This window comes from Rhodopseudomonas sp. P2A-2r (assembly GCF_026015985.1).
In the GTDB taxonomy this organism is placed as follows: Bacteria; Pseudomonadota; Alphaproteobacteria; order Rhizobiales; family Xanthobacteraceae; genus Tardiphaga.
Map to the genome: position 1 here is coordinate 2,269,752 of NZ_CP110389.1, position 19,290 is coordinate 2,289,041.

Annotated in this window: 17 protein-coding genes and 1 pseudogene; 13 read left to right on the plus strand and 5 right to left on the minus strand. The window is 65.2% G+C overall.

Annotated features, from left to right (window positions below; all coding sequences use genetic code 11):
• Positions 1 to 19 precede the first annotated feature (19 nt).
• Positions 20 to 463: a DUF1810 domain-containing protein gene (locus tag ONR75_RS10610; RefSeq protein ID WP_265082549.1), complete on the plus strand. Its 444-nt coding sequence runs from the start codon at positions 20 to 22 to the stop codon at positions 461 to 463.
• A 9-nt stretch (positions 464 to 472) separates the two neighbouring features.
• On the opposite strand, the pseudogene ONR75_RS10615 reads toward ONR75_RS10610, so the two are convergent.
• Together ONR75_RS10615 and ONR75_RS10620 are read right to left on the minus strand one after the other, a co-directional pair.
• Positions 473 to 1,248, minus strand: a pseudogene (locus tag ONR75_RS10615) (SDR family oxidoreductase).
• 28 nt (positions 1,249 to 1,276) lie between these two features.
• Entirely contained in the window at positions 1,277 to 1,975 is a 699-nt protein-coding gene (locus ONR75_RS10620) for a GntR family transcriptional regulator (RefSeq protein ID WP_265082550.1), read from the minus strand.
• A gap of 179 nt (positions 1,976 to 2,154) precedes the next feature.
• Between ONR75_RS10620 and ONR75_RS10625 the strand changes: the two genes are divergently transcribed.
• The 8 genes from ONR75_RS10625 to ONR75_RS10660 all read left to right on the plus strand — a co-directional run bounded on the left by ONR75_RS10625 (position 2,155) and on the right by ONR75_RS10660 (position 12,582).
• A complete protein-coding gene (locus ONR75_RS10625; protein WP_265082551.1) occupies positions 2,155 to 3,411 on the plus strand; it encodes an ABC transporter substrate-binding protein in 1,257 nt (418 codons plus the stop codon).
• A 181-nt stretch (positions 3,412 to 3,592) separates the two neighbouring features.
• Positions 3,593 to 4,471 carry a branched-chain amino acid ABC transporter permease gene (locus tag ONR75_RS10630; protein ID WP_265082552.1) on the plus strand — a complete coding sequence of 293 codons (879 nt, stop codon included), beginning with the start codon at positions 3,593 to 3,595 and terminating at the stop codon, positions 4,469 to 4,471.
• A 10-nt stretch (positions 4,472 to 4,481) separates the two neighbouring features.
• Positions 4,482 to 7,001 carry a branched-chain amino acid ABC transporter ATP-binding protein/permease gene (locus ONR75_RS10635; RefSeq protein WP_265083616.1) on the plus strand — a complete coding sequence of 840 codons (2,520 nt, stop codon included), beginning with the start codon at positions 4,482 to 4,484 and terminating at the stop codon, positions 6,999 to 7,001.
• Between the two features lie 8 nt (positions 7,002 to 7,009).
• Positions 7,010 to 7,948, plus strand: a complete 939-nt coding sequence (locus ONR75_RS10640) for a 3-hydroxyacyl-CoA dehydrogenase (RefSeq protein WP_265082553.1) — start codon at positions 7,010 to 7,012, stop codon at positions 7,946 to 7,948.
• 194 nt (positions 7,949 to 8,142) lie between these two features.
• Entirely contained in the window at positions 8,143 to 9,066 is a 924-nt protein-coding gene (locus ONR75_RS10645) for a 3-keto-5-aminohexanoate cleavage protein (RefSeq protein WP_265082554.1), read from the plus strand.
• Between the two features lie 113 nt (positions 9,067 to 9,179).
• Entirely contained in the window at positions 9,180 to 10,010 is an 831-nt protein-coding gene (locus tag ONR75_RS10650; protein WP_265082555.1) for an aspartate dehydrogenase, read from the plus strand.
• 84 nt (positions 10,011 to 10,094) lie between these two features.
• Positions 10,095 to 11,897 (plus strand): gamma-glutamyltransferase family protein, encoded by a 1,803-nt coding sequence (locus ONR75_RS10655; protein WP_265082556.1) that lies wholly within the window; start codon positions 10,095 to 10,097, stop codon positions 11,895 to 11,897.
• A gap of 112 nt (positions 11,898 to 12,009) precedes the next feature.
• Positions 12,010 to 12,582: a TetR/AcrR family transcriptional regulator gene (locus ONR75_RS10660; protein WP_265082557.1), complete on the plus strand. Its 573-nt coding sequence runs from the start codon at positions 12,010 to 12,012 to the stop codon at positions 12,580 to 12,582.
• 22 nt (positions 12,583 to 12,604) lie between these two features.
• Here ONR75_RS10660 and ONR75_RS10665 read toward each other — a convergent pair whose 3' ends face one another.
• From ONR75_RS10665 to ONR75_RS10675, 3 genes are all read right to left on the minus strand, one after another.
• On the minus strand, positions 12,605 to 13,549 hold the full coding sequence (locus ONR75_RS10665) for a fatty acid desaturase (protein ID WP_265082558.1): 945 nt from the start codon (positions 13,547 to 13,549) through the stop codon (positions 12,605 to 12,607).
• The gene (locus tag ONR75_RS10670; protein WP_265082559.1) at positions 13,546 to 14,595 is read right to left on the minus strand and encodes an alpha/beta fold hydrolase; all 1,050 of its coding nucleotides are present in this window, start codon (positions 14,593 to 14,595) and stop codon (positions 13,546 to 13,548) included. Before ONR75_RS10670 ends, ONR75_RS10665 begins: the two co-directional genes overlap by 4 nt.
• Before the next feature lie 182 nt (positions 14,596 to 14,777).
• Positions 14,778 to 15,662: a LysR family transcriptional regulator gene (locus ONR75_RS10675; RefSeq protein ID WP_265082560.1), complete on the minus strand. Its 885-nt coding sequence runs from the start codon at positions 15,660 to 15,662 to the stop codon at positions 14,778 to 14,780.
• 152 nt (positions 15,663 to 15,814) lie between these two features.
• On the opposite strand from ONR75_RS10675, the gene ONR75_RS10680 reads away from it, so the two are divergent.
• Genes ONR75_RS10680 through ONR75_RS10695 form a run of 4 tightly spaced genes read left to right on the plus strand, consistent with a single transcriptional unit; the run spans position 15,815 to position 19,252 of the window.
• Entirely contained in the window at positions 15,815 to 16,813 is a 999-nt protein-coding gene (locus ONR75_RS10680; protein WP_265082561.1) for an N-carbamoyl-D-amino-acid hydrolase, read from the plus strand.
• Positions 16,810 to 17,634: an ABC transporter substrate-binding protein gene (locus ONR75_RS10685; RefSeq protein WP_265082562.1), complete on the plus strand. Its 825-nt coding sequence runs from the start codon at positions 16,810 to 16,812 to the stop codon at positions 17,632 to 17,634. Before ONR75_RS10680 ends, ONR75_RS10685 begins: the two co-directional genes overlap by 4 nt.
• Positions 17,631 to 18,488: an amino acid ABC transporter permease gene (locus ONR75_RS10690; RefSeq protein ID WP_265082563.1), complete on the plus strand. Its 858-nt coding sequence runs from the start codon at positions 17,631 to 17,633 to the stop codon at positions 18,486 to 18,488. Before ONR75_RS10685 ends, ONR75_RS10690 begins: the two co-directional genes overlap by 4 nt.
• Positions 18,485 to 19,252: an amino acid ABC transporter ATP-binding protein gene (locus ONR75_RS10695; protein WP_265082564.1), complete on the plus strand. Its 768-nt coding sequence runs from the start codon at positions 18,485 to 18,487 to the stop codon at positions 19,250 to 19,252. The genes ONR75_RS10690 and ONR75_RS10695 overlap by 4 nt, the downstream gene beginning before the upstream one ends.
• Positions 19,253 to 19,290: the final 38 nt, after the last annotated feature.

The window sequence follows — 19,290 nt, forward strand, 5'->3', positions numbered from 1 at the left end:
CTTCAAGAGGATGCATGCAATGCCATCCGGCTCACCCGATCCCCACGACCTGCAGCGTTTCGTCACCGCGCAAGATCCAGTCTACGACCGCGTCCGTGATGAATTGCAGGCAGGCGCGAAGCGCAGCCACTGGATGTGGTTCATCTTCCCGCAGATCGCCGGGCTCGGGCACAGCGCCATGGCGCAGAAATACGCGATCGCCTCGCGTGACGAGGCGGTCGCCTATCTTCGGCACCCCGCCCTTGGCCTGCGACTGAAAGAGTGCACGGAGCTGGTGCTGGCCGTCCAGGACCGCTCCATTCACGCCATCCTCGGTTCACCGGATGACGTGAAGTTTTGCTCGTCGATGACGCTGTTCGCCGCAGTCGCCGAGGACAATGCGGTCTTTCGCGACGCCATCGCCCGGTACTACGCCGGCCGGGCTGACCAAAAGACGCTGGATATCCTGCGCGGAGCGACGTGAGGTATCGAACTATCCGAGCATCTGCGTATCGCCGCAGATCGAGATCGCCTGGCCCGAGATGGTTTTGCCGCGCGGGCTGCACATGAACAGGATCTGATCGGCGATCTGCTCGGGCGTGACGTAGTCCTTGATGGAGGTGTAGGAGAACGCCGTCTTCTCCATCTCGGCGAAGGAAATGCCGCGCTGCTGCGCCTTGGCCTCGAGCACGCGACGCTGGCGGTCGCCGGCGACGAGGCCGGGCAGGATGGCGTTGACGCGGATGTTGTTGGGGCCAAGCTCGATCGACAGCGATTTCGTGAAGCCGATGACGCCCCATTTCGCCGCCGCATAGGGCGCGCGCATGGCGAAGCCGACGCGGCCTGCGGCCGACGACAGATTGACGATCGAGGCGTTGCTACTCTTTTGAGTTCGGGCACTGCGTGTTGCGTGCAGTTGAACTGGCCGGTGAGGCAGATGTCGAGGCAGCGATCCCAGTCCTCCGGGTTTATGTCCTCGACCTTCGACGTCGGCCCGGCGACGCCGGCATTGTTAACGAGCACGTCGAGACCGCCGAGCTTTGCCAGCGCGTCGGCGAACAGTGTCTTCACGGCCGCGCGGTTGGAGACGTCGCACGGCGTCTGCGTGATGGCGGGATCGCTTTTGGCAAGCGTGGCCAGCGCGGTCTGATCGACGTCGCAGACGTGCACCCTGGCGCCTTCGCTTGCGAAGGCGCGGGCGATGGCCAGACCAATGCCGTTGGCGCCGGCGGTGACGAGAACGCGTAAACCCTTGATGGCGAGATCCATGGTGGCTCCGAATGGTTGATCGAAATGGTCAGTCTGCGAGGCCGCCCCGCGACAGGATGAAGTCGGCAGCGCCGTTGATGTCTGCTGCGATGCCGGCCCGCGCGGCGTCAGCGTCGCCGACCCTGATGGCGCGCAGCACGTTGGCGTGAAAGCGGATAGCCTCGCCCTTGGCGAGACGATCGGGATTGCCGCGCAGATCCAGGTTGATCACCGGACCGGCCTTGAGCCACAGCGCACGGATGATCTCCAGCACCACGGGCGAATGCGCGGCGCCGTAGACGTCGAAATGAAAATTCTTGTTGAACTCCACCGCGCGCGGCAGATCCGGCGTGGCCACTTCGCTTTCGGCGCGCATGGCGGCCTCGGAGGCCGCGATGGCGAGGACATCATCGTCGCTGCGATGCTGCGCCGCCTCTGCCGCCGCATAGCCTTCGATGGCGATACGCACTTTGGTCAGGTCGCGGAACTGGCCGGATGACATCACGGGGACGCGCACGGCGCGGTTCGCGGCCACCTCCAGCGCCTTGTCGGCGACCAGCCGCGACACCGCCTCGCGCACGGGCATGATCGACACGCCGAGCACGTCAGCCGCGGTCCGCAGCGACAGCTTCTCGCCCGGTGCCAGCCGGCCGGAAATCAGCAGCTCGGCCAGTTGGGCGTAGGCGCGCTCCCCGAGGGTCTGGCGGTCGAGCGGCTCGACCAGGGTCAGCGCAGCGGGTCGGTTCAACGCGGATGCTCCGTTTTCGGCAAATCGTCAGCGGGGACTCGACAAGGCCCGCGAGTTTTGCCAGTCTAACTGTGATCACAGATCACGGCAAGCGACATAAGTCCTCACAGCAGAAGAGGGCGGCGCATGACCGGAGAGGAGCTGCCGCCAGGCGCGGCCGTATCAGGGAGACGAAACATATGTCCAACATCAACGATTTCACGCGTCGCCGGCTGCTCAAGGCTGCCGGCGGCATGGCGCTGGTATCCGGCCTCTCGGCGCCGTCGATCCTGTCGGCACAGACCTCCGACGTGATCCGCATCGGCCATCTCACCCCGCGCACCGGCTTTCTCGGGCCATTGGGCGAGTATGGCGTGATGGCCATCGATCTCGCCGTGGAGGAGATCAATGCCGCGGGCGGCATGATGGGCCGCAAGGTCGAACTGCTGAAGGAGGACTCGGTCAACCCGCAGACCGCATCGACCAAGGCCGAGCGCATGATCGAGCGCGACAAGGTCGCCTGTATCATCGGCGAGATTTCGTCGGCGTCGTGCCTGACGATCGCGCAGGTCGCGTCGCGCAACAAGACGCTGTTCATCAACACCGGCGGCAATTCCGACGCGCTGCGCGGCAAGGACTGCCAACGCTACATGTTCCATGTGGAGTCGCAGAACTCCATGTATGTGAAGACGGTCGGTCGCTCGTTCCTGAAAGACGGGCTGGTCAAGGGCAAGAAGTGGTACTCGCTGACGGCGGACTATGCTTTCGGCCACGATCTGCTGAAAGTGTCAAAACGCTTCATGGAAGCCAATGGCGGGCAGTTCGCGGGCGACGACCTGGTGCCCACCGACGCCACCGACTTCTCCGCCTATCTGCTGAAGATCCGCGAGGCCAAGCCGGATCTCGTGGTGATCAACCTCGCCGGCAACCAGATCACCAACTTCCTCAAGCAATATGCGGAATTCGGTCTGACCTTCCCGGTGGGCGGCTTCGGCTTCGACACCGCTTTGGCCTGGGCCGCCGGCAAGGGCAACTTCGTCGGCGCTTGGCCGGTGGTCTGGCATCACCTGCTCGACACCCCCGGCAGCAAGGCGTTCGTCGCGTCCTTCACCAAGAAATACAACAAGCCGCCGGAGAATCAGGCCTGGGGCGACTACATCGCCACCAAGATCGTGGTGCAGGCGATCAACGACCTGAAGTCCGCGGAGTCGCCGAAGATCATCGAGCACTTCGAGAAGGGCGCCAAGTTCGATCTGCTGAAAACCCGGCCGGGCTACTTCCGCGCGTCCGATCACCAATTGATGCACGAGATGTATGCGGTGACCGCGCTGCCCGCCGACAAGATCAAGAACCAGTGGGACATCTTTTCCTCCAGCCCGGCGGTGCCCGGACCGAACGAAGACCTCGAAGTCATCGCCGCCACTGCCGAGGAGAACAGCTGCAAGTTCCCGAGCTGAGCTTCCTTCACCCTCCCCTTGAGGGGAGGGTCGCTGATGACGATGCGCAGCATCGTCATCAGCGGGGTGGGGTGATGTGTTTCGCTCCGCCTCTGCCGCTATCACCCCACCCCGACGCGCATCCGCTTCGCGGCTGCCCGTCGACCCTCCCCTCCAGGGGAGGGTGAAGAGGACCGAATCCATGTCTGCCATGCTATTGGCGCAGCAAATCCTCAACGGGCTGCTCGACGGTGTTTACTACCTGCTGATCGCGCTTGGCCTGTCGCTGATCTTCTCGCTCGGTGGCATCGTCAATCTGGCGCACGGCGCGTTTTATGCCATTGGCGCTTACCTCACGCTGGTGCTGACGCCGTATCTCGGCTTCGGCGGCACCTTCGTCGCCGCCCCCGTTGCGGTGGCGTTGTTGGGCGTCGTGATCGAGCGCACACTGTTCCGCCGGTTCTATCGCTCCGACCCGATCTTGTCGCTGCTGCTGACCTTCGGCCTCGCCATGGTCGCCGAACAGGCGCTGCGCATGATTTTTGGCGCGCCGCCATTGTCCTATTCGATTCCGCAGGCGCTGCGCGGCCAGGTAGCGATAGGCAGCTTCATCTATTCGTTCTATCGCGTGGTGCTGCTCGGCATCGCCGCCGCCTGCATCCTTGGTCTGTGGCTGCTGTTGCAGAAGACCTCGTTCGGCCGCGTGGTGCGTGCCGGCGTGCAGAACCCCGACATGGTCGGTGCGCTCGGAATCTCGTTGCAGCCCTATATGTCGGCGGTCGCCGCGCTCGGCATCGGCCTTGCGGGGCTGGCCGGCGTGCTGCTGGCGCCGATCTATTCGATCCATCCGGCCATGGGCCAGGAGATCATCACCCCGGCCTTCGTGGTCGTGGTGATCGGCGGCCTCGGCTCGTTCTGGGGCGTGGTGCTGGCGGCACTGCTGGTCGGGCTGGTCAAGGGCGTCATGGTCGGCATCGGCTATTCCGCCGCCTCCACCGCGGCGATCTATCTGTTGATGCTGCTGGTGTTGCTGTTCCGGCCACGTGGCCTGTTCGGCGAACGCATCATGCGGTTCGAGTAGGGCCGTGCTGATGTTGAAGCGTCTGCCCATTCCGCTTGTCATCGCCGCCATCGGCCTGCTGGTGCTGCCGCCGGTGCTGCTGGCGCTCGGTCTCACCATGACCTCGGCCACCGAAGTGGTGGTGTTCGCTCTGGCCTGCATGGCGCTCAACATTCTGGTCGGTCATACCGGCCTGGTATCGTTCGGCCACGGTGCATGGTTCGGCCTCGCCGCCTATGCGGCGGCGCTGATCCAGCGCAACCTGATGCCGGACTCGTTCTTCGGTCCGACGCTGCTCGGCCTTGCCATCACCGCGGTGGTCGCCGCCGCCTTCGGCTTTCTGATCCTGCGCCGGCGCGGCGTGTATTTCTCGCTGCTCACTTTGGCGCTGGCGGCGATGCTGTATAGCGTGTCGTTCCGCTGGACCGACGTCACCGGCGGCGAGAACGGGCTGGGCGGCATCACCCGCCCGGCGCTGTTCGGCCTCGATCTGGAATCGTCGACCACCTACTACTGGTTCGTTTCGGCGATCGCGCTGCTGGTGCTGGCGCTGCTGTGGAAGTTCCACAATTCCACCGTCGGCTCGGTGCTGGTGGCGATCCGCGAGAACGAGCAGCGCGCGCGCTTCCTCGGCTATCCCACCAACCGCTACAAGCTCGCCGCCTTCGTGCTGTCGACGACCATCACCGGCCTCGCCGGCATCCTGCTGCTGTACAAGAACCGCATGACGTCAGCCGATCCGATCTCGGTGGCGTTCTCCGGCGACCTGCTGGCCATGGTGGTGATCGGTGGCATGCGCAGCTTCCTCGGCCCGGCGCTGGGCGCGCTGTTCTTCATTCTCTTCCGCGAATTTCTCGGCATTTACACGGAGAACTGGCTGTTCTGGTTCGGCCTCGTCTTCGTCGCCTTCATCATCTTCTCGCCCACCGGCCTGGTAGGCATCGGCGAGCGGCTGATCGCGCCGTTCCGCAGGAAGGTGGTCGAGGACGCCGCCATGTCGGCGCGCCGGCTCGAGGCCATGCCGCTGCCGGATTTCCTGCGTCCGACTTCCGTGGTCAACGGGCCGGTGCTGGCCGCGCGCCACATCGTCAAGAGCTTCGGCGGCATCAAGGCGGTGCAGGGCGTCGATATCGCCATCGCCGACCGCACCCTGCATGCGCTGATCGGCCCCAACGGCGCCGGTAAGACCACGGCGTTCAACCTGCTGTCGGGCATGTATACGCCGGATGAGGGCGCGGTGACGCTGCTGGGCAGGCCGATCGCCGGCCGGGCCCCGGAACAAATCGCCAGCGCCGGCATCGGTCGCTCGTTCCAGATCACCAACCTGTTCCCCGCGCTCAGCGTGGCCGAGAACATCCGGCTGGCAGTGCAGGCGAGGCATCCGCGCCGCTTCGATCCCTGGACCAACGCGCTGTCCATCGCCGCGATCAATCATGAGACGGATGCGACGATCCGCTATCTCGGCCTCGCCGGCATCGAGGGCGCCGAGGCCGGCACGCTGTCCTATGGCGGGCAAAGGCTGCTCGACATGGGCGTGGCGCTGGCCACCGCGCCTCGCGTGCTGCTGCTCGACGAGCCGCTGGCCGGTCTGGCCGCCGCAGAGCGCGAGCGCATCGGCGCCATCATCAAGCGCATCTCCGCCGACCTGCCGGTGCTGCTGGTCGAGCACGACATCGATCGCGTCTTCCAACTCGCCGATCATGTTACGGTGATGAACGAAGGCCGCGTCCTGCTTGACGGGTCGGTCGAGGACGCACGCGGCAGTCCCCGGGTGCAGGAGGTTTATATCGGTTCCGGCAACACGGCGGTCGCCGCTAGGCCGCGCGAGACTGCGGCCGGCGTCAAGCCGCTGCTGACCGCCACCAACGTCGATACGTTCTATGGCAAGAGCCACATTCTCAACGACGTCAACTTCACGCTGCACGACAACGAGATCATCGCGCTGCTTGGCCGCAACGGCGCCGGCAAGTCGACGCTGCTCAAAACCCTCATCGGCATCGCGCCGGCGGCCAATGGCTCCATCGAACTCGCCGGCCACCAGTTGATCGGTCTCAGCCCGGCGGAGACAGCGCGGCTCGGCGTCGGCTATGTGCCGCAGGGCCGAGCTCTGTTCGCCGGCATGACCGTGGAGCAGAATCTCGAACTCGGCGGGCTGAAGCGGCAGACCGGCAACGGCGTGCACTGGACCCGCGAGCGCATCTACGAGTATTTCCCGCGCATCCGCGAGCGGCTCGACAGCCCGGCCGACTATCTGTCCGGCGGCGAGCAGCAGATGGTCGCGGTGGCGCGGGCGCTGTCCGGCGACGTTCGGGTGCTCCTGCTGGATGAGCCGTTCGAGGGCCTCGCGCCGGCGGTGGTCGAGCAGTTGTTCGAGACCTTCGACCAGCTGCGCAAGGAAGTCGCCATCATCATCGTCGACCATAATCTTGATCTGGCGCTGGCTTTGTCCGACACCACGGTGGCGCTGGAGCGCGGCCGTGTAATCCATCGCGGCGCCTCGGCGGATCTGCGCGACGACCTCGATCTGCGCCGCAAGGTGCTCTGGCTGTGAGAGATGACATGACTGAAAGCGAACGATACGTTGCCATTGTCGGCGTTGGCCTGATCGGCCGCGCCTGGGCGGCGATTTTTGCCCGCGCCGGCTGGACGGTACGGCTGACCGACCCGCATGGCCCGACGCTCGCCGCCGGGCCGGCCCTGATCCGCGACGAGTTGCAGGCGCTGGCGCGCCACGGCCTGGCCGACGACCCCGATGGTGCCGCGGCGCGGATCAGCGTCGCTGCAACGCTGGCGGACGCGCTCAAGGGCGTGGCCTTCGTGCAGGAAAACGGGCCGGAGAACATCGATCAGAAGATCGCCATCTTCGCCGAACTCGATCGTCTCGCGCCTGCCGATGCCGTGCTGGCGTCGTCGACCTCGGCCATCGTTGCATCGCGGTTCACTGAAATGCTGGCGGGGCGTGCGCGCTGCCTGGTCGGCCACCCCGTCAATCCGCCGCACCTGGTGCCGGTGGTCGAGATCTGCGGCGCGCCGTGGACATCGTCGGACAGCATCGCACGTGCCCGCGCGGTCTATCAGGAGATCGGCCAGGTGCCGGTGACGGTCAACAAGGAGATTAACGGTTTCATCCTCAACCGCCTGCAGGGCGCGCTGCTGGCCGAAGCCTTCCGGCTGGTCGGCGAGGGTTATGTCTCGGCAGAGGATCTCGACCATACAGTGAAAGATGGCCTCGGCTTGCGCTGGTCGTTCCTCGGGCCGCTGGAGACCATCGAGCTCAATGCGCCCGGCGGCATTCCGGACTACTGCGCGCGCTACACCGGCTTCTACAAGGAACTGGCAGCTACCGCGGCCGGCCCGGAGGTCTATGAGAGTCCGAACGTCGACCGCGTCATCGCCGCCTGGCCGCACCAGCCGACGCAGGAACGTATCGCGAAGCTGACGATCGAGCGCAACGAACGCCTCGCCGCGCTGGCCGCGCACAAGAAGAAGCAGAAATGAGCGCGCCGCGGCGCGCGGATTTACCTCTCGCCGCTTGCGGGGAGAGGTCGACTGGCGAAGCCAGTCGGGTGAGAGGGGCTCACAACAAATGAGATCGTAGAGACTCCCTCACCCCGACCCTCTCCCCGCAAGCGGGGAGAGGGAGCAGATCAAGCTACACCGGATAAACTGCAAGCAAGAAAGAGAGCACCACCATGGTCCGTAAAGTCATCATCACCTGCGCCGTCACCGGCGCGATCCACACGCCGTCGATGTCCAAGGCGCTGCCGGTGACGCCGCAGGAAATCGCCGATGCCGCGGTGGATGCCGCCGAGGCCGGCGCAGCCATCGTGCATCTGCATGCGCGCAATCCGAAGACTGGCCAGCCTGACCAGAGTCCGGAGGCGTTCGCGCCGTTCCTCAAGGTCATCAAGCAGCGCACCAATGCGGTGATCAACCTGACCACCGGCGGGGCGCCGACCATGACGGTGGACGAACGCGTGCGTCCCGCCGCGGTCTACAAGCCGGAGGTGGCGTCGCTGAACATGGGCTCGATGAACTTTGCGTTCTTCGGCATGCTCAACCGCTTCAACAAGTTCGAGCACGATTGGGAACTGAAGCACCTGCAGAACAAGGACATCGTGTTCCGCAACACCTTCCAGGACATCGAATATGTGCTGACGACCCTGTCCGGGTCAGGCACGCGCTTCGAGTTCGAATGCTACGACACCGCGCATCTCTACAACCTGAAATACTTCCTCGATCAGGGGCTGGTGAAGGCACCGCTGTTCATCCAGACGGTGTTCGGGTTGCAGGGCGGCACCGGCGCACATCCGGAAGACGTGCTGCACATGAAGCGCACCGCCGACCGGCTGTTCGGCGACCAGTATGTCTGGTCGGTGCTCGGCGCCGGCCGCAACCAGCTGCCGATCGCGGCGATGGCCGTGGCGATGGGTGGCAACGTCCGCGTTGGCCTCGAGGACTCGCTGTGGGCGGCGCCGGGCCGCATGGCGTCGTCCAATGCAGAGCAGGTCACGCTTGCCCGCAAGATCATCGAAGGTCTCGGTCTCGAAGTGGCCAGCCCGGACGAGGCCCGCGAGATGCTCGACCTCAAGGGCGGCGACAAGCTGGAGGTCTAGCTGCTGACGCGGCGCGCATCCGGGCCATGTCCCGGATGCGCTTCCCGCGCGGGGATCGGCGTGGCATGGTCGCGACCTTGCGACACCCGAGCCCTCGAAAGTGACCGTCTGCGATGCCGAATGACCTGAACTCCACACGGCCGCAGCTGCGCGTGGCCGTCGCCGGCCTCGGCGCCATCGGCACCAAGGTGGTGGAGGCGCTGGACCGCGGCATCGACGGCATGGTGCTGGTCGCCGTCGCCGTACGGAATCCTGCCAAGCATCGGACGTTTATCGAGGGCCTTACGAGCAAGCCGGCGCTGCTGCCCATCGAGGGCCTCGCCGACGTGGCCGACATGGTGATCGAATGCGCGCCGAGCAGCCTGCTGCGGGCCATCGTCGCGCCGTTCGTGCGGGCCGGCAAGACCGCGATGGTGCTGAGCGCCGGCGCGCTGATGGAGAACGAGGACCTGATCGCGCTGGCGAAGGCGCATGGCGGCCAGATCGTGGTGCCGACCGGGGCGCTGATCGGCCTCGACGCGGTGACCGCTGCCGCGGAAGGCCAGATCCACTCGGTCCGCATGGTGACGCGCAAGCCGGTGCGCGGCTTGGCCGGCGCGCCCTACATCGTCGCCAACAATATCGACATCGAGAGCATCACCGAGCCGCTGAAGATCTTCGACGGCACTGCGCGCGAGGCGGCGAAGGGCTTCCCGGCCAATCTCAACGTCGCCGTGGCGCTGTCGCTGGCCGGCATCGGCGCCGATCGCACCACGCTGCAGATCTGGGCCGATCCGGCGCTGACCCGCAACGTGCACCGCGTCGAGGTCGCCGCGGACTCCGCCAGTTTTTCCATGACCATCGAGAACATCCCCTCGGAAAATCCCAAGACCGGCCGCATCACCGCGCTGTCGGCCATTGCCTGGCTGCGCAAGCAGCGCGCCGCGCTGCGCGTCGGAACCTGACGCGCGCGCCGGTTGGCAGCGCCCTGATCCTGTGTTCAAACACCCGCGTGATCGCGGTTCGTCGCCGAAAGAGATTTGAAGCCCATGAGCAACATCAATCCCGATCCGTTCACCACGCGCCCGGAGATCGAAGGCACCTTCGGCGTCGTCACCTCGACGCACTGGATCGCCACGGCGGTCGGTATGGCGACGCTGGAGAAGGGCGGCAATGCCTTCGACGCCGGCGTCGCCGCGGCCTTCACCCTGCAGGTGGTGGAGCCACATCTCAACGGCCCCGGCGGCGACGTGCCGATCATCGTTCATGACATGAAGCGCGGCCGCACCGAGGTGATTTGCGGGCAGGGGCCGGCGCCAGCCGGCGCCACCATTGCGCATTACCGCGACCAGGGCCTCGACATGGTGCCCGGCACCGGCCTGCTTGCGGCCTGCGTGCCCGGCACCTTCGAATCCTGGATGCTGCTGCTGCGCGATTACGGCACGCTGCGCCTGCGTGACGTGCTGGAGCCGGCAATCGCTTACGCGCGCGACGGCTATCCGCTGGTGGAGCGCGCCGCGGCGACCATCGCCACGGTGCAGGAGCTGTTCCGCACGCACTGGCCGACCTCGGCGGCGGTGTATCTGCCCGACAACAAAGTGCCGGTGCCCGGTACTTTGTTCACCAATCCGGCGCTGGCCGCCACCTATCAGCGCATCCTCGACGAGGCGGAAAGCGCGGGCTCCGACCGCGATGCGCAGATCGAGCGGGCCCGCGCCGCATGGTCGCGCGGCTTCGTTGCCGAGGCCATCGATCGCTTCTGCCGGACTCAGGAGGTGATGGATGTCACCGGCTCCAGGCACAAGGGCGTGCTGACCGCCGACGACATGGCGCGCTGGCTGCCGACCATCGAGGCGCCGCTGACCTATGATTACGGCCGCTATACCGTGTGCAAGCCGGGCGTCTGGAGCCAGGGCCCGGTGATGCTGCAGCAGCTGGCGCTGCTCAAGGGGTTTGAACTCGACGGACTCGACCCCGCCGGTCCGGAATTCATCCATCTGCAGATCGAGGCCGCGAAGCTCGCCTATGCCGACCGCGAAAAGTTCTACGGCGATCCGGATTTCACGGAGATCCCGATCGCGGTGCTGCTGTCCGACGAATATAACGACGCGCGCCGCAAGCTGATCACCGACCGGGCATCGCTGGAATTCCGGCCGGGGTCGGTGGAAGGCTTTGGTGCGCTGGTCGCGCAGCGCACGCAAGCGGGTGGCCGCGAGGCGGTCGGCGCCATGGGCGCTGGCGAGCCGACCGTCGGCCGCTTCGGCGAAGTGCGCGGCGACACCGTGCATTTCGATATCATTGACAAGGACGGCAATATGATTTCCGCCACGCCATCCGGCGGCTGGCTGCAGTCGTCGCCGGTGATCCCGGAGCTTGGCTTCGGCCTCGGCAGCCGCGCCCAGATGTTCTGGCTGCAGGAAGGCCATCCCGCCGCACTGGCGCCCGGCAAGCGGCCGCGTACGACGCTGAGCCCGACCATGGCGCTGCGCGATGGCGAGCCCTACATGGCCTGGGGTTCGCCGGGTGGCGACCAGCAGGACCAGTGGAATACGCAGTTCTTCCTGCGCCACGTGCATGCCAAAATGAACCTGCAGGAAGCCATCGACGCGCCGGCCTGGCACTCCGAACATTTCCCGATCTCGTTCTGGCCGCGCACCTCGCGGCCCGGCGTGCTGGTGCTGGAAAACCGCGTGCCGGCGGCGACCATCGCAGCACTCATGGCCAAGGGGCATGTTGTCGAGACCGGACCGGACTGGTCGGAAGGCCGTCTCACCGCCGCCTCCAAGATCGGCCGCCGCCGCCGCGCCGCCGCCAACCCGCGCGGCATGCAGGGCTATGCCGCGGGACGCTGACGCCGACATGGACGACCATTGACAATCCGTTGTGCTTTGGTCGCCAACAGTATCCCATTCGCTCTTATATTCCGGGGACATCGAGCGACGTCGGAGAATCAGGGTGAACAAGGTGGCCACCAGGTCCCAGGGCCGACCCAGATCAATCGAGACGGAGCAGGTCATTCTGGAAGCCGCCTACCGCATCATGGCGACCAGCGGACTCGCGGCTGCCAGCATCGACGCGGTGGCGCGCGACTCCGGCGCTTCCAAGATGACGATCTACAAGTGGTGGCCGTCCCGCGAGGCTCTGCTGATCGACGCGTTCCTGCGGCAGGCCGCGTCCATGATCCCGTTGCACGACAAGGGCGATGCGCTGTCGTGCATTAGGGCGCACGCCGCAGCCTACGTTGCGGCGCTGAATAGCGATTTCGGCAGGGTGCAGCTCGCGGTCATCGCCGAATGTATCGCCGGAACCGGTTCGGCAAAGCCATTCGCCGAGCGCTATCTCGCGATCCGCAGAAAAGCCGCCGTCGCGATCATTCGATCCGGACAGAAGCAGGGAAGCATTCGCGCTTCAGGACCCGCCGGCGATCTGTATGACCGAATCTACGGGACGCTGTTCTATCAATATGTGTTCGGGCTGCGCCGCCTCACCGGCCCATACGCGGACCGGCTCGTGACCTCGGTGCTGTCAACGACTTAGCAGCGATCGGTCGTGGCGCCGGTCATTGCGGGCGTGCGCGCCGGAACCATGCCCATGTCTGCCGCGTCACGGCGCGGTAGCCCGGGCCGCTGTGAACGATACGTCCGGCGACGATCTCGTTCAGTTTCGGCAGCGCATGGAACGGCACCGAGGGGTAGGCATGGTGCTCGACGTGGAATGGCATGTTCCAGGCGAACCACTTCACCACTTCGCCGGTGTAGGTCGTCCGCGTATTCTCGTAGGCACTGCGCGTGTGTTCGCAGCCGGTGTGCTCGGCGTAAAGATACGGGCGCAGGAACAGTTGCCCGAGGAACAGCGGAATGAGCCAGCTCCACAACAGCACCGCGGTCGACAGCGCGACCGAGGCGATCAGGAGAAGGAGATAGACGAGGACATAGGCGCGCGCTTCCAGCACGATCATCGCGCGCTTGTTCTCTGGAATCCACGGCGCCACGGCCTGCCCGGTGAAGGCGCGGCGGAACAGCAGGACGATCCGGTTGGTCAACTGCACGATGCCGGTATAGGCGATGGCAAGCCGCGCGTCGGAGGACGGGATCGTCGCGGTGACGAGTTCGGGGTCGCGCTGCGGGTCCTGGGTGTAGCGATGGTGATCCCAGTGAAACAGCGCATAGCCGTCATAGGGAAGCACGATCATCAGCGACGACAGATGGCCGAGCCCCAGGTTCAAATGCCGTGACCTGAAGACCGTGTTGTGGGCGGCTTCATGCACCGCCATGAACAGGAAGGCGACCAGATAGCCCTGCACGAACATCAGCGGGACCGCCGGCAACACGCCGTATCGTGCCGTGATCTGCCAGATCAGGGCACCAACCAGCGCGATTGCGCCATAGTGGGTGATCGACCGGATCAGGCCCGGCATGTTCGAACGCGCCGAAAGCTCCTTCAACTGAACCGGTGTCAGCGCACGTCCAGCTATGCTCCGATCAGCGTCCAACGCCATTGTCATCTGCGGGTCTCCTGGTTGCCGTCCTTGGCAAGAAATGCCGCCACCGTCGCATTGATAAAGGCGCGGTCGGCGGGGATGAGGGCGGGGTTGCCGGCACGATGTCCGTAGTCGGAGGGGATGGGCACGAGTTCGGCGGAGCACGCATTGACCAGCAGCGGCAGTTCGTCCTCGTTGTCCCGGACCTGAAAATAGCTGTCGGTCCGGCTCGGCATCAGCAGGACCCGCGCAGCAATCGCCGCCAACGCGTCGGCCAGATTGCCGCCGAACTGATCGCAACGGCTGATATCGCCGCTCTGCCAGGTCCGGATCTGAGCGAGCAGGTCGTTGGCATCGCGCCGGGAAAAGGCGACGTCCCAGGACCGGGTGAGGAAATCCTCGAGAGAGGTGAAGCCCAGTGTCCGCCACAACGCGTCGCGATAGAAGGCGTGCGACATGGCCCAGCCGGCATAGACGCGGCCCATCGCCCGCAGCCCGACGGACGGCGTCGACACGAAGCGCCCATCGACAAAGGCCGGGTCGGCCGTCAACGCAGCCTTGACCCCCTCCAGGAATACGAAGTTGAACGGCGAGCAGCGCGCGCTGCCGCAGACGATCGCAGCCCGCTCGACCATGTCCGGATAGCGAGTCGCCCAGTGATAGGCCTGCATGGCCCCCATCGACCAGCCGTAAACCAGCGCGATTTTGGCTATCCCAAAACGTTCGGTCAGCAGTCGGTGCTGGACCGCGACGGCGTCGTAGTAGCTGACGTCCGGATACGAACCGTCCGCAAAGGCCTGCGCCGCATTCGAAGGAGACGACGACAGGCCGTTGCCGAACAGGTTCGGGATGACGACGAAATAGCGATCCGGATCGAGGGCGCCGCCGGAATGGACCAGCCACTCGGTGTCGTAGTGCTGGGCACCGAACGACGTGGGATAGACGATGACATTGTCCCTGGCGGCGTTCAGGCGTCCATAGGTCCTGTAGGCCAGCCGCATGTTCGGAAACACCCGGCCGCCCTGCAGGACGACATCGCCGGCGTCAAACAGCTCGTAGTCCAACGTCATGCGAACAGCTCCCTGCGCTGCGCAGAGGTTTCGCGCGCGATCTTAATAAGTGGACGAATCGTACAGTAATATGCGGGCCTGCCAACGCCAAATTTTCAGCAGATGGCGCGGGACCGGGCGCCGTCAGCAGTCATACGCCGAGCGGCCCGATGTGTCGGAACAAGAGGCAGATTCCATCCAGCTCAGTTCACGAGGCTGGTCTGGCGGATTTCGGCGAGGAATTCCTTGGCGAGGCGCGAGAGCGGCTCGGCTTCCGACCACAGCACATAGGCGATGCAGGGGATTGCGGGCGCGAACGGCCGCACCACGAGGTTCGGACCGGCGCTCTGCCGTGCCGACATCGGATCGACAACGGCCACACCGACGCCTGCGGCGGCGAGCATGCAGGCCGTGTTGCAGTAGCGCACCTCGACGGTGGGCCGAAACGGCGCGCCGGCCTGCGCAAAGTTCTCGCGCACGGCGGCGCCCAGCCGTGTTCCTCCTTCCAGTCCGATGAAGGACAGGCCGGCAAGATCGGACGCAGAAATCGTCGTCTGATCGGCCAGGTGATGGTCCTGCGGCATCACGCAGACCATTTCGCCGACATGCAGAACTTCGCGGGCAATGCCCGGATGTTGCGACAGACCGAGCGCGAAACCGAGCTCGGCGGTTCCGTCCAGCACGCCGTCGATGATTCCCTCGTAGCGGCGGACGTCGAACGACACCCGCGTGTGCGGCCGGCGCTGCAGGAAGCCCGACAGCGCCGGCGAGATGATGCCATAGGCCAGCGGCGGTGTCGCAACGATCGACAGGCGTGCGGAACGCGCTTCCCTGAAATCACGCACACGATTTTCAAGTTTCGCATGCAGCGCGAAGATGGCGTCGCTCTCCTTGTAGAGTGCCATTGCTTCGGCGGTCGGCAGCAGGCGGTTGTTGGCGCGCTCGAACAAGGCGAACCCTGCCTGGGCTTCCATGGCCTTCAGCGCGTTGCTGATGGCGGGCTGCGACAGCGCCAACTCGTCAGCAGCCGCCACCGTCGTGCGGTGTCGGATGACCGCACGCAGGATTTCCAGTTGACGTAGGTTCATATCATCACCGGTTATTGTCTCCGCCAAAATATCATAGCACGAACGATTGCATTTGACGTCGCATCTGCCTGTAATCACTGTGTATTCGTGCGCTGTTGGAGTGGGCATGTCTTGCCTGTCGATGCAGCAGTGCGCCCAGATTGGAGGCAGCGTTGTCCCGTATTTTCCGCGCCGCGGCCGCCCAGATGGGCCCGACGCAACAAGCCGACTCGCGCGAGCACACGCTCGGCCGCATGATCGTGCTGCTTGAGACGGCGGCTGCGCAGGGCGCAACCCTCGTGGTGTTTCCCGAGCTCGCATTCACCACCTTCTTTCCGCGCTGGCTGCTCGCGGGCGAAGCGCTGGATCGCTATTATGAGCGCGGCATGCCGAATGCGGCCGTGCAGCCCTTGTTCGATCGGGCGCGCGCGCTGGGCGTCGGTTTCTCCGTCGGCTATGCCGAGCTCACAGCCGATGGTCAGCGTTTTAATTGCGCGATCCTCGTCGATCGACAGGGCGAGGTGTTTGGCCGCTATCGCAAGGTCCATCTGCCGGGCTCGGTGGAGCCGCGTGAAGGGGCGCGATACCAGCAGCTCGAAAAGCGATATTTCGACTATGGCGACCTTGGCTTCCCCGCTTTTCGCGCAGGCCCCGACTGGTGCGACGCCATCATGGGCATGATGATCTGCAACGATCGGCGCTGGCCCGAATCCTGGCGCGCGCTGGGCCTGCAGGGCGTCGAACTGGTCTGCGTCGGCTACAATTCCGCGGCCTACGATCCCAATGGCGGCGTCACCGAGGATGCCGCGCTGCGAACCTTCCATTCGACGCTGGTGGCGCAGGCCAACGCCTACATGAACGCCACCTGGGCGATCGCCGTCGCAAAGGCCGGCGACGAGGATGGCTCCGGCCTGATCGGCGGCTCCTGCATCGTCGATCCGAATGGACGGATCGTCGCCGAGGCGAAGACGCTGGCGGACGAGGTGATTGTCGCCGACATCGACCTCGACCTCTGCCGTCAGGGCAAGGACAAGATGTTCAACTTCGCCGCACACCGGCGGCCGGAGCATTATGCTGTCATCACCGAGCGCGCCGGTGTGGTCGAACCGCCGCTGCGTCAACACCTCGACGCGGCGGCGCCTGCATCGCCGGGGGCGAAGGAACTTACATGACGCGCATCGCAGTCGCACTCGGACTGGCTGGCTTCGTCGCTGTCGCCTCGGCGCAGGCCGCCGAGCTTCCGGATTCGATCAGGCAAGCCGGCGTATTGCGACTGACCATCAATGCGACCTACGCCCCGATGGCCTATCGCGATCCTGCCACCAACGAACTGGTCGGACTCGATGTCGATCTGGCCCGGGAGATCGCCAGGCGCCTTGGCGTCAAGATTGTCTGGAGCGAAACGCCGTTTGCCGAGTTGATCCCGTCGCTGGCGACCAAGCGCGCCGATTTTATCATCAGCGGCATCACCGACCGCGCTTCGCGCCGCGAGACCGCCGACTTCATCGACTATCTCACCACCGGTCCGCAGTTCTTCGTGATGACGGAGAGTGCGCCCAAGCGGGCCATCGAGCTGTGCGGCCAGAAGGTTGGAACCACGCGCAGCACCAGCTTCCCGGCCGAGATCGAGAAATGGAGCAAGGCAAACTGCGAAGCCGCCGGCAAGCCGGCCGTCCAGTATGTCCCCGGTGAAAACAGCATCGACGTGCGCAACCAGCTCAAGCAGGGTCGCATCGATGCGGCAGTGCAGGGCAGCGAGACCTTGCCCTATGCCCAGCAGCAGGAAGTCGAGAAGTATCGCGTTGTCGGCGAGCCGTTTTCCAGCGGCTACCAGGGCATCATGTTCCGCAAGGACGACGCGGCGCTGCGCGAGGTCGTGACCGAAACGCTTGCGGCCATGATCTCCGATGGTGCCTACAAGATTATTCTCGAGAAATGGGGCTTGGGCATGCATGCGGTTGCAAAGCCGATGATGAACGCGGCCATACAATGAGCGCAACCGAGCGGCTTGCCGAAGGATTTCCTGATCTCTCGATGGTCAGGGCGGCCAGTCGGCCGCACTGGATCCGCTGGTTCACCGCCTTCGCCATTGTCGCGGCGCTGGCGGCAATCGGTCGTGCCTTCGCCTACGGCCAGATCGAATGGTCCTATGTCGGGCGGTTCCTGACGGTGCCCGTCATCCTGCATGGCATCGCCAACACCATGCTGATGGCGGTGCTTGCGATGGCGCTCGGCATCGCGCTGGGCGTGGTCGTGGCGATCATGCGGCTGTCGCCGAACCCGGTGCTGAAGTCGGTCGCGGCGGGCTACACTTGGCTGTTCCGCGGCACGCCGCTGATCCTGCAGCTGCTGCTGTGGTTCAATCTCGCGCTGGTGTTCCCGACCATCGGCATTCCCGGCCTGTGGTCGGTGCGGGCGGTCGACGTGATGACGCCGTTCCTGTCCGCGCTGCTTGGTCTCGGCATCAATCAGGGCGCCTATACGTCGGAAGTGATGAGGGCCGGCATTCTCTCGGTCGATATCGGACAGCATGAGGCTGCGCAGGCGATCGGCATGGGGCGGCTGCAGACGCTGCGCCGGGTCATCCTGCCGCAGGCCATGCGGGTGGTGACGCCTCCGCTCAGTAACGAATTCATCGGCATGGTCAAAGCGACGTCGCTGGCGTCGGTCATCCAGTATCCGGAACTGCTGCACAGCGCCGAGAACATCTATTATGCAAACTCGCGCGTCATCGAACTGCTGATCGTCGCCGGCCTCTGGTATCTGCTCGTGGTGTCGATCCTGACGCCGTTGCAAATGCTTGTCGAGCGCCGCTTTTCTCGCGGCACCTTGCAGGTGGTGCGATGACCCGCCCGCTGGTCGCGATCCGCTCGATCAACAAGAACTTCGGCGCATTCCAGGCGCTGAGTCGGGTGTCGCTCGATGTTCATGCCGGCGAAGTGGTGTGCCTGATCGGTGCATCCGGTTCCGGCAAGACGACGCTGCTGCGCTGCGTCAACCAGCTCACATCGTTCGACAGCGGCGGGATCTGGCTGGACGGCGAATTGCTGGGGGTGCGGGAGGAGCGCGGGCGGTTGCACCGCCTGTCCGAGCGACAGGTCGCGCAACAGCGCCTGAAGACTGGAATGGTCTTCCAGCGCTTCAACCTGTTCCCGCACCGTACAGCGCTGGAAAACATCATCGAAGGTCCCGTGCATGTGCAGGGCCGCAAGCCGGCGGAGGCGGAGGCGGAAGCGATGGAGCTGCTGCGACGGGTCGGCCTGACGGCCAAGGCCGATGCCTATCCGGCGGAATTGTCGGGCGGCCAGCAACAACGGGTGGCGATTGCGCGGGCGCTCGCCATGAAGCCGATGCTGATGCTGTTCGACGAACCAACCAGCGCGCTCGATCCGGAGCTGGTTGGCGAAGTGCTCGCCGTCATGAAGGAGCTGGCGCGCAGCGGCATGACCATGATGGTGGTGACGCACGAGTTGGGCTTTGCACGCGAGGTCGCGGACCGGGTGGTCTATATGGATCAGGGCGCCATCGTGGAATCCGGTCTGACGTCGGAGGTCCTCGGCGGCGCGCGCGAGGCGCGCACCCAGGCCTTTCTGTCTGCAGTGATTCGATAAAACGGCGGTTTGCTTTCCGAACACGCAACAAGGAGCCA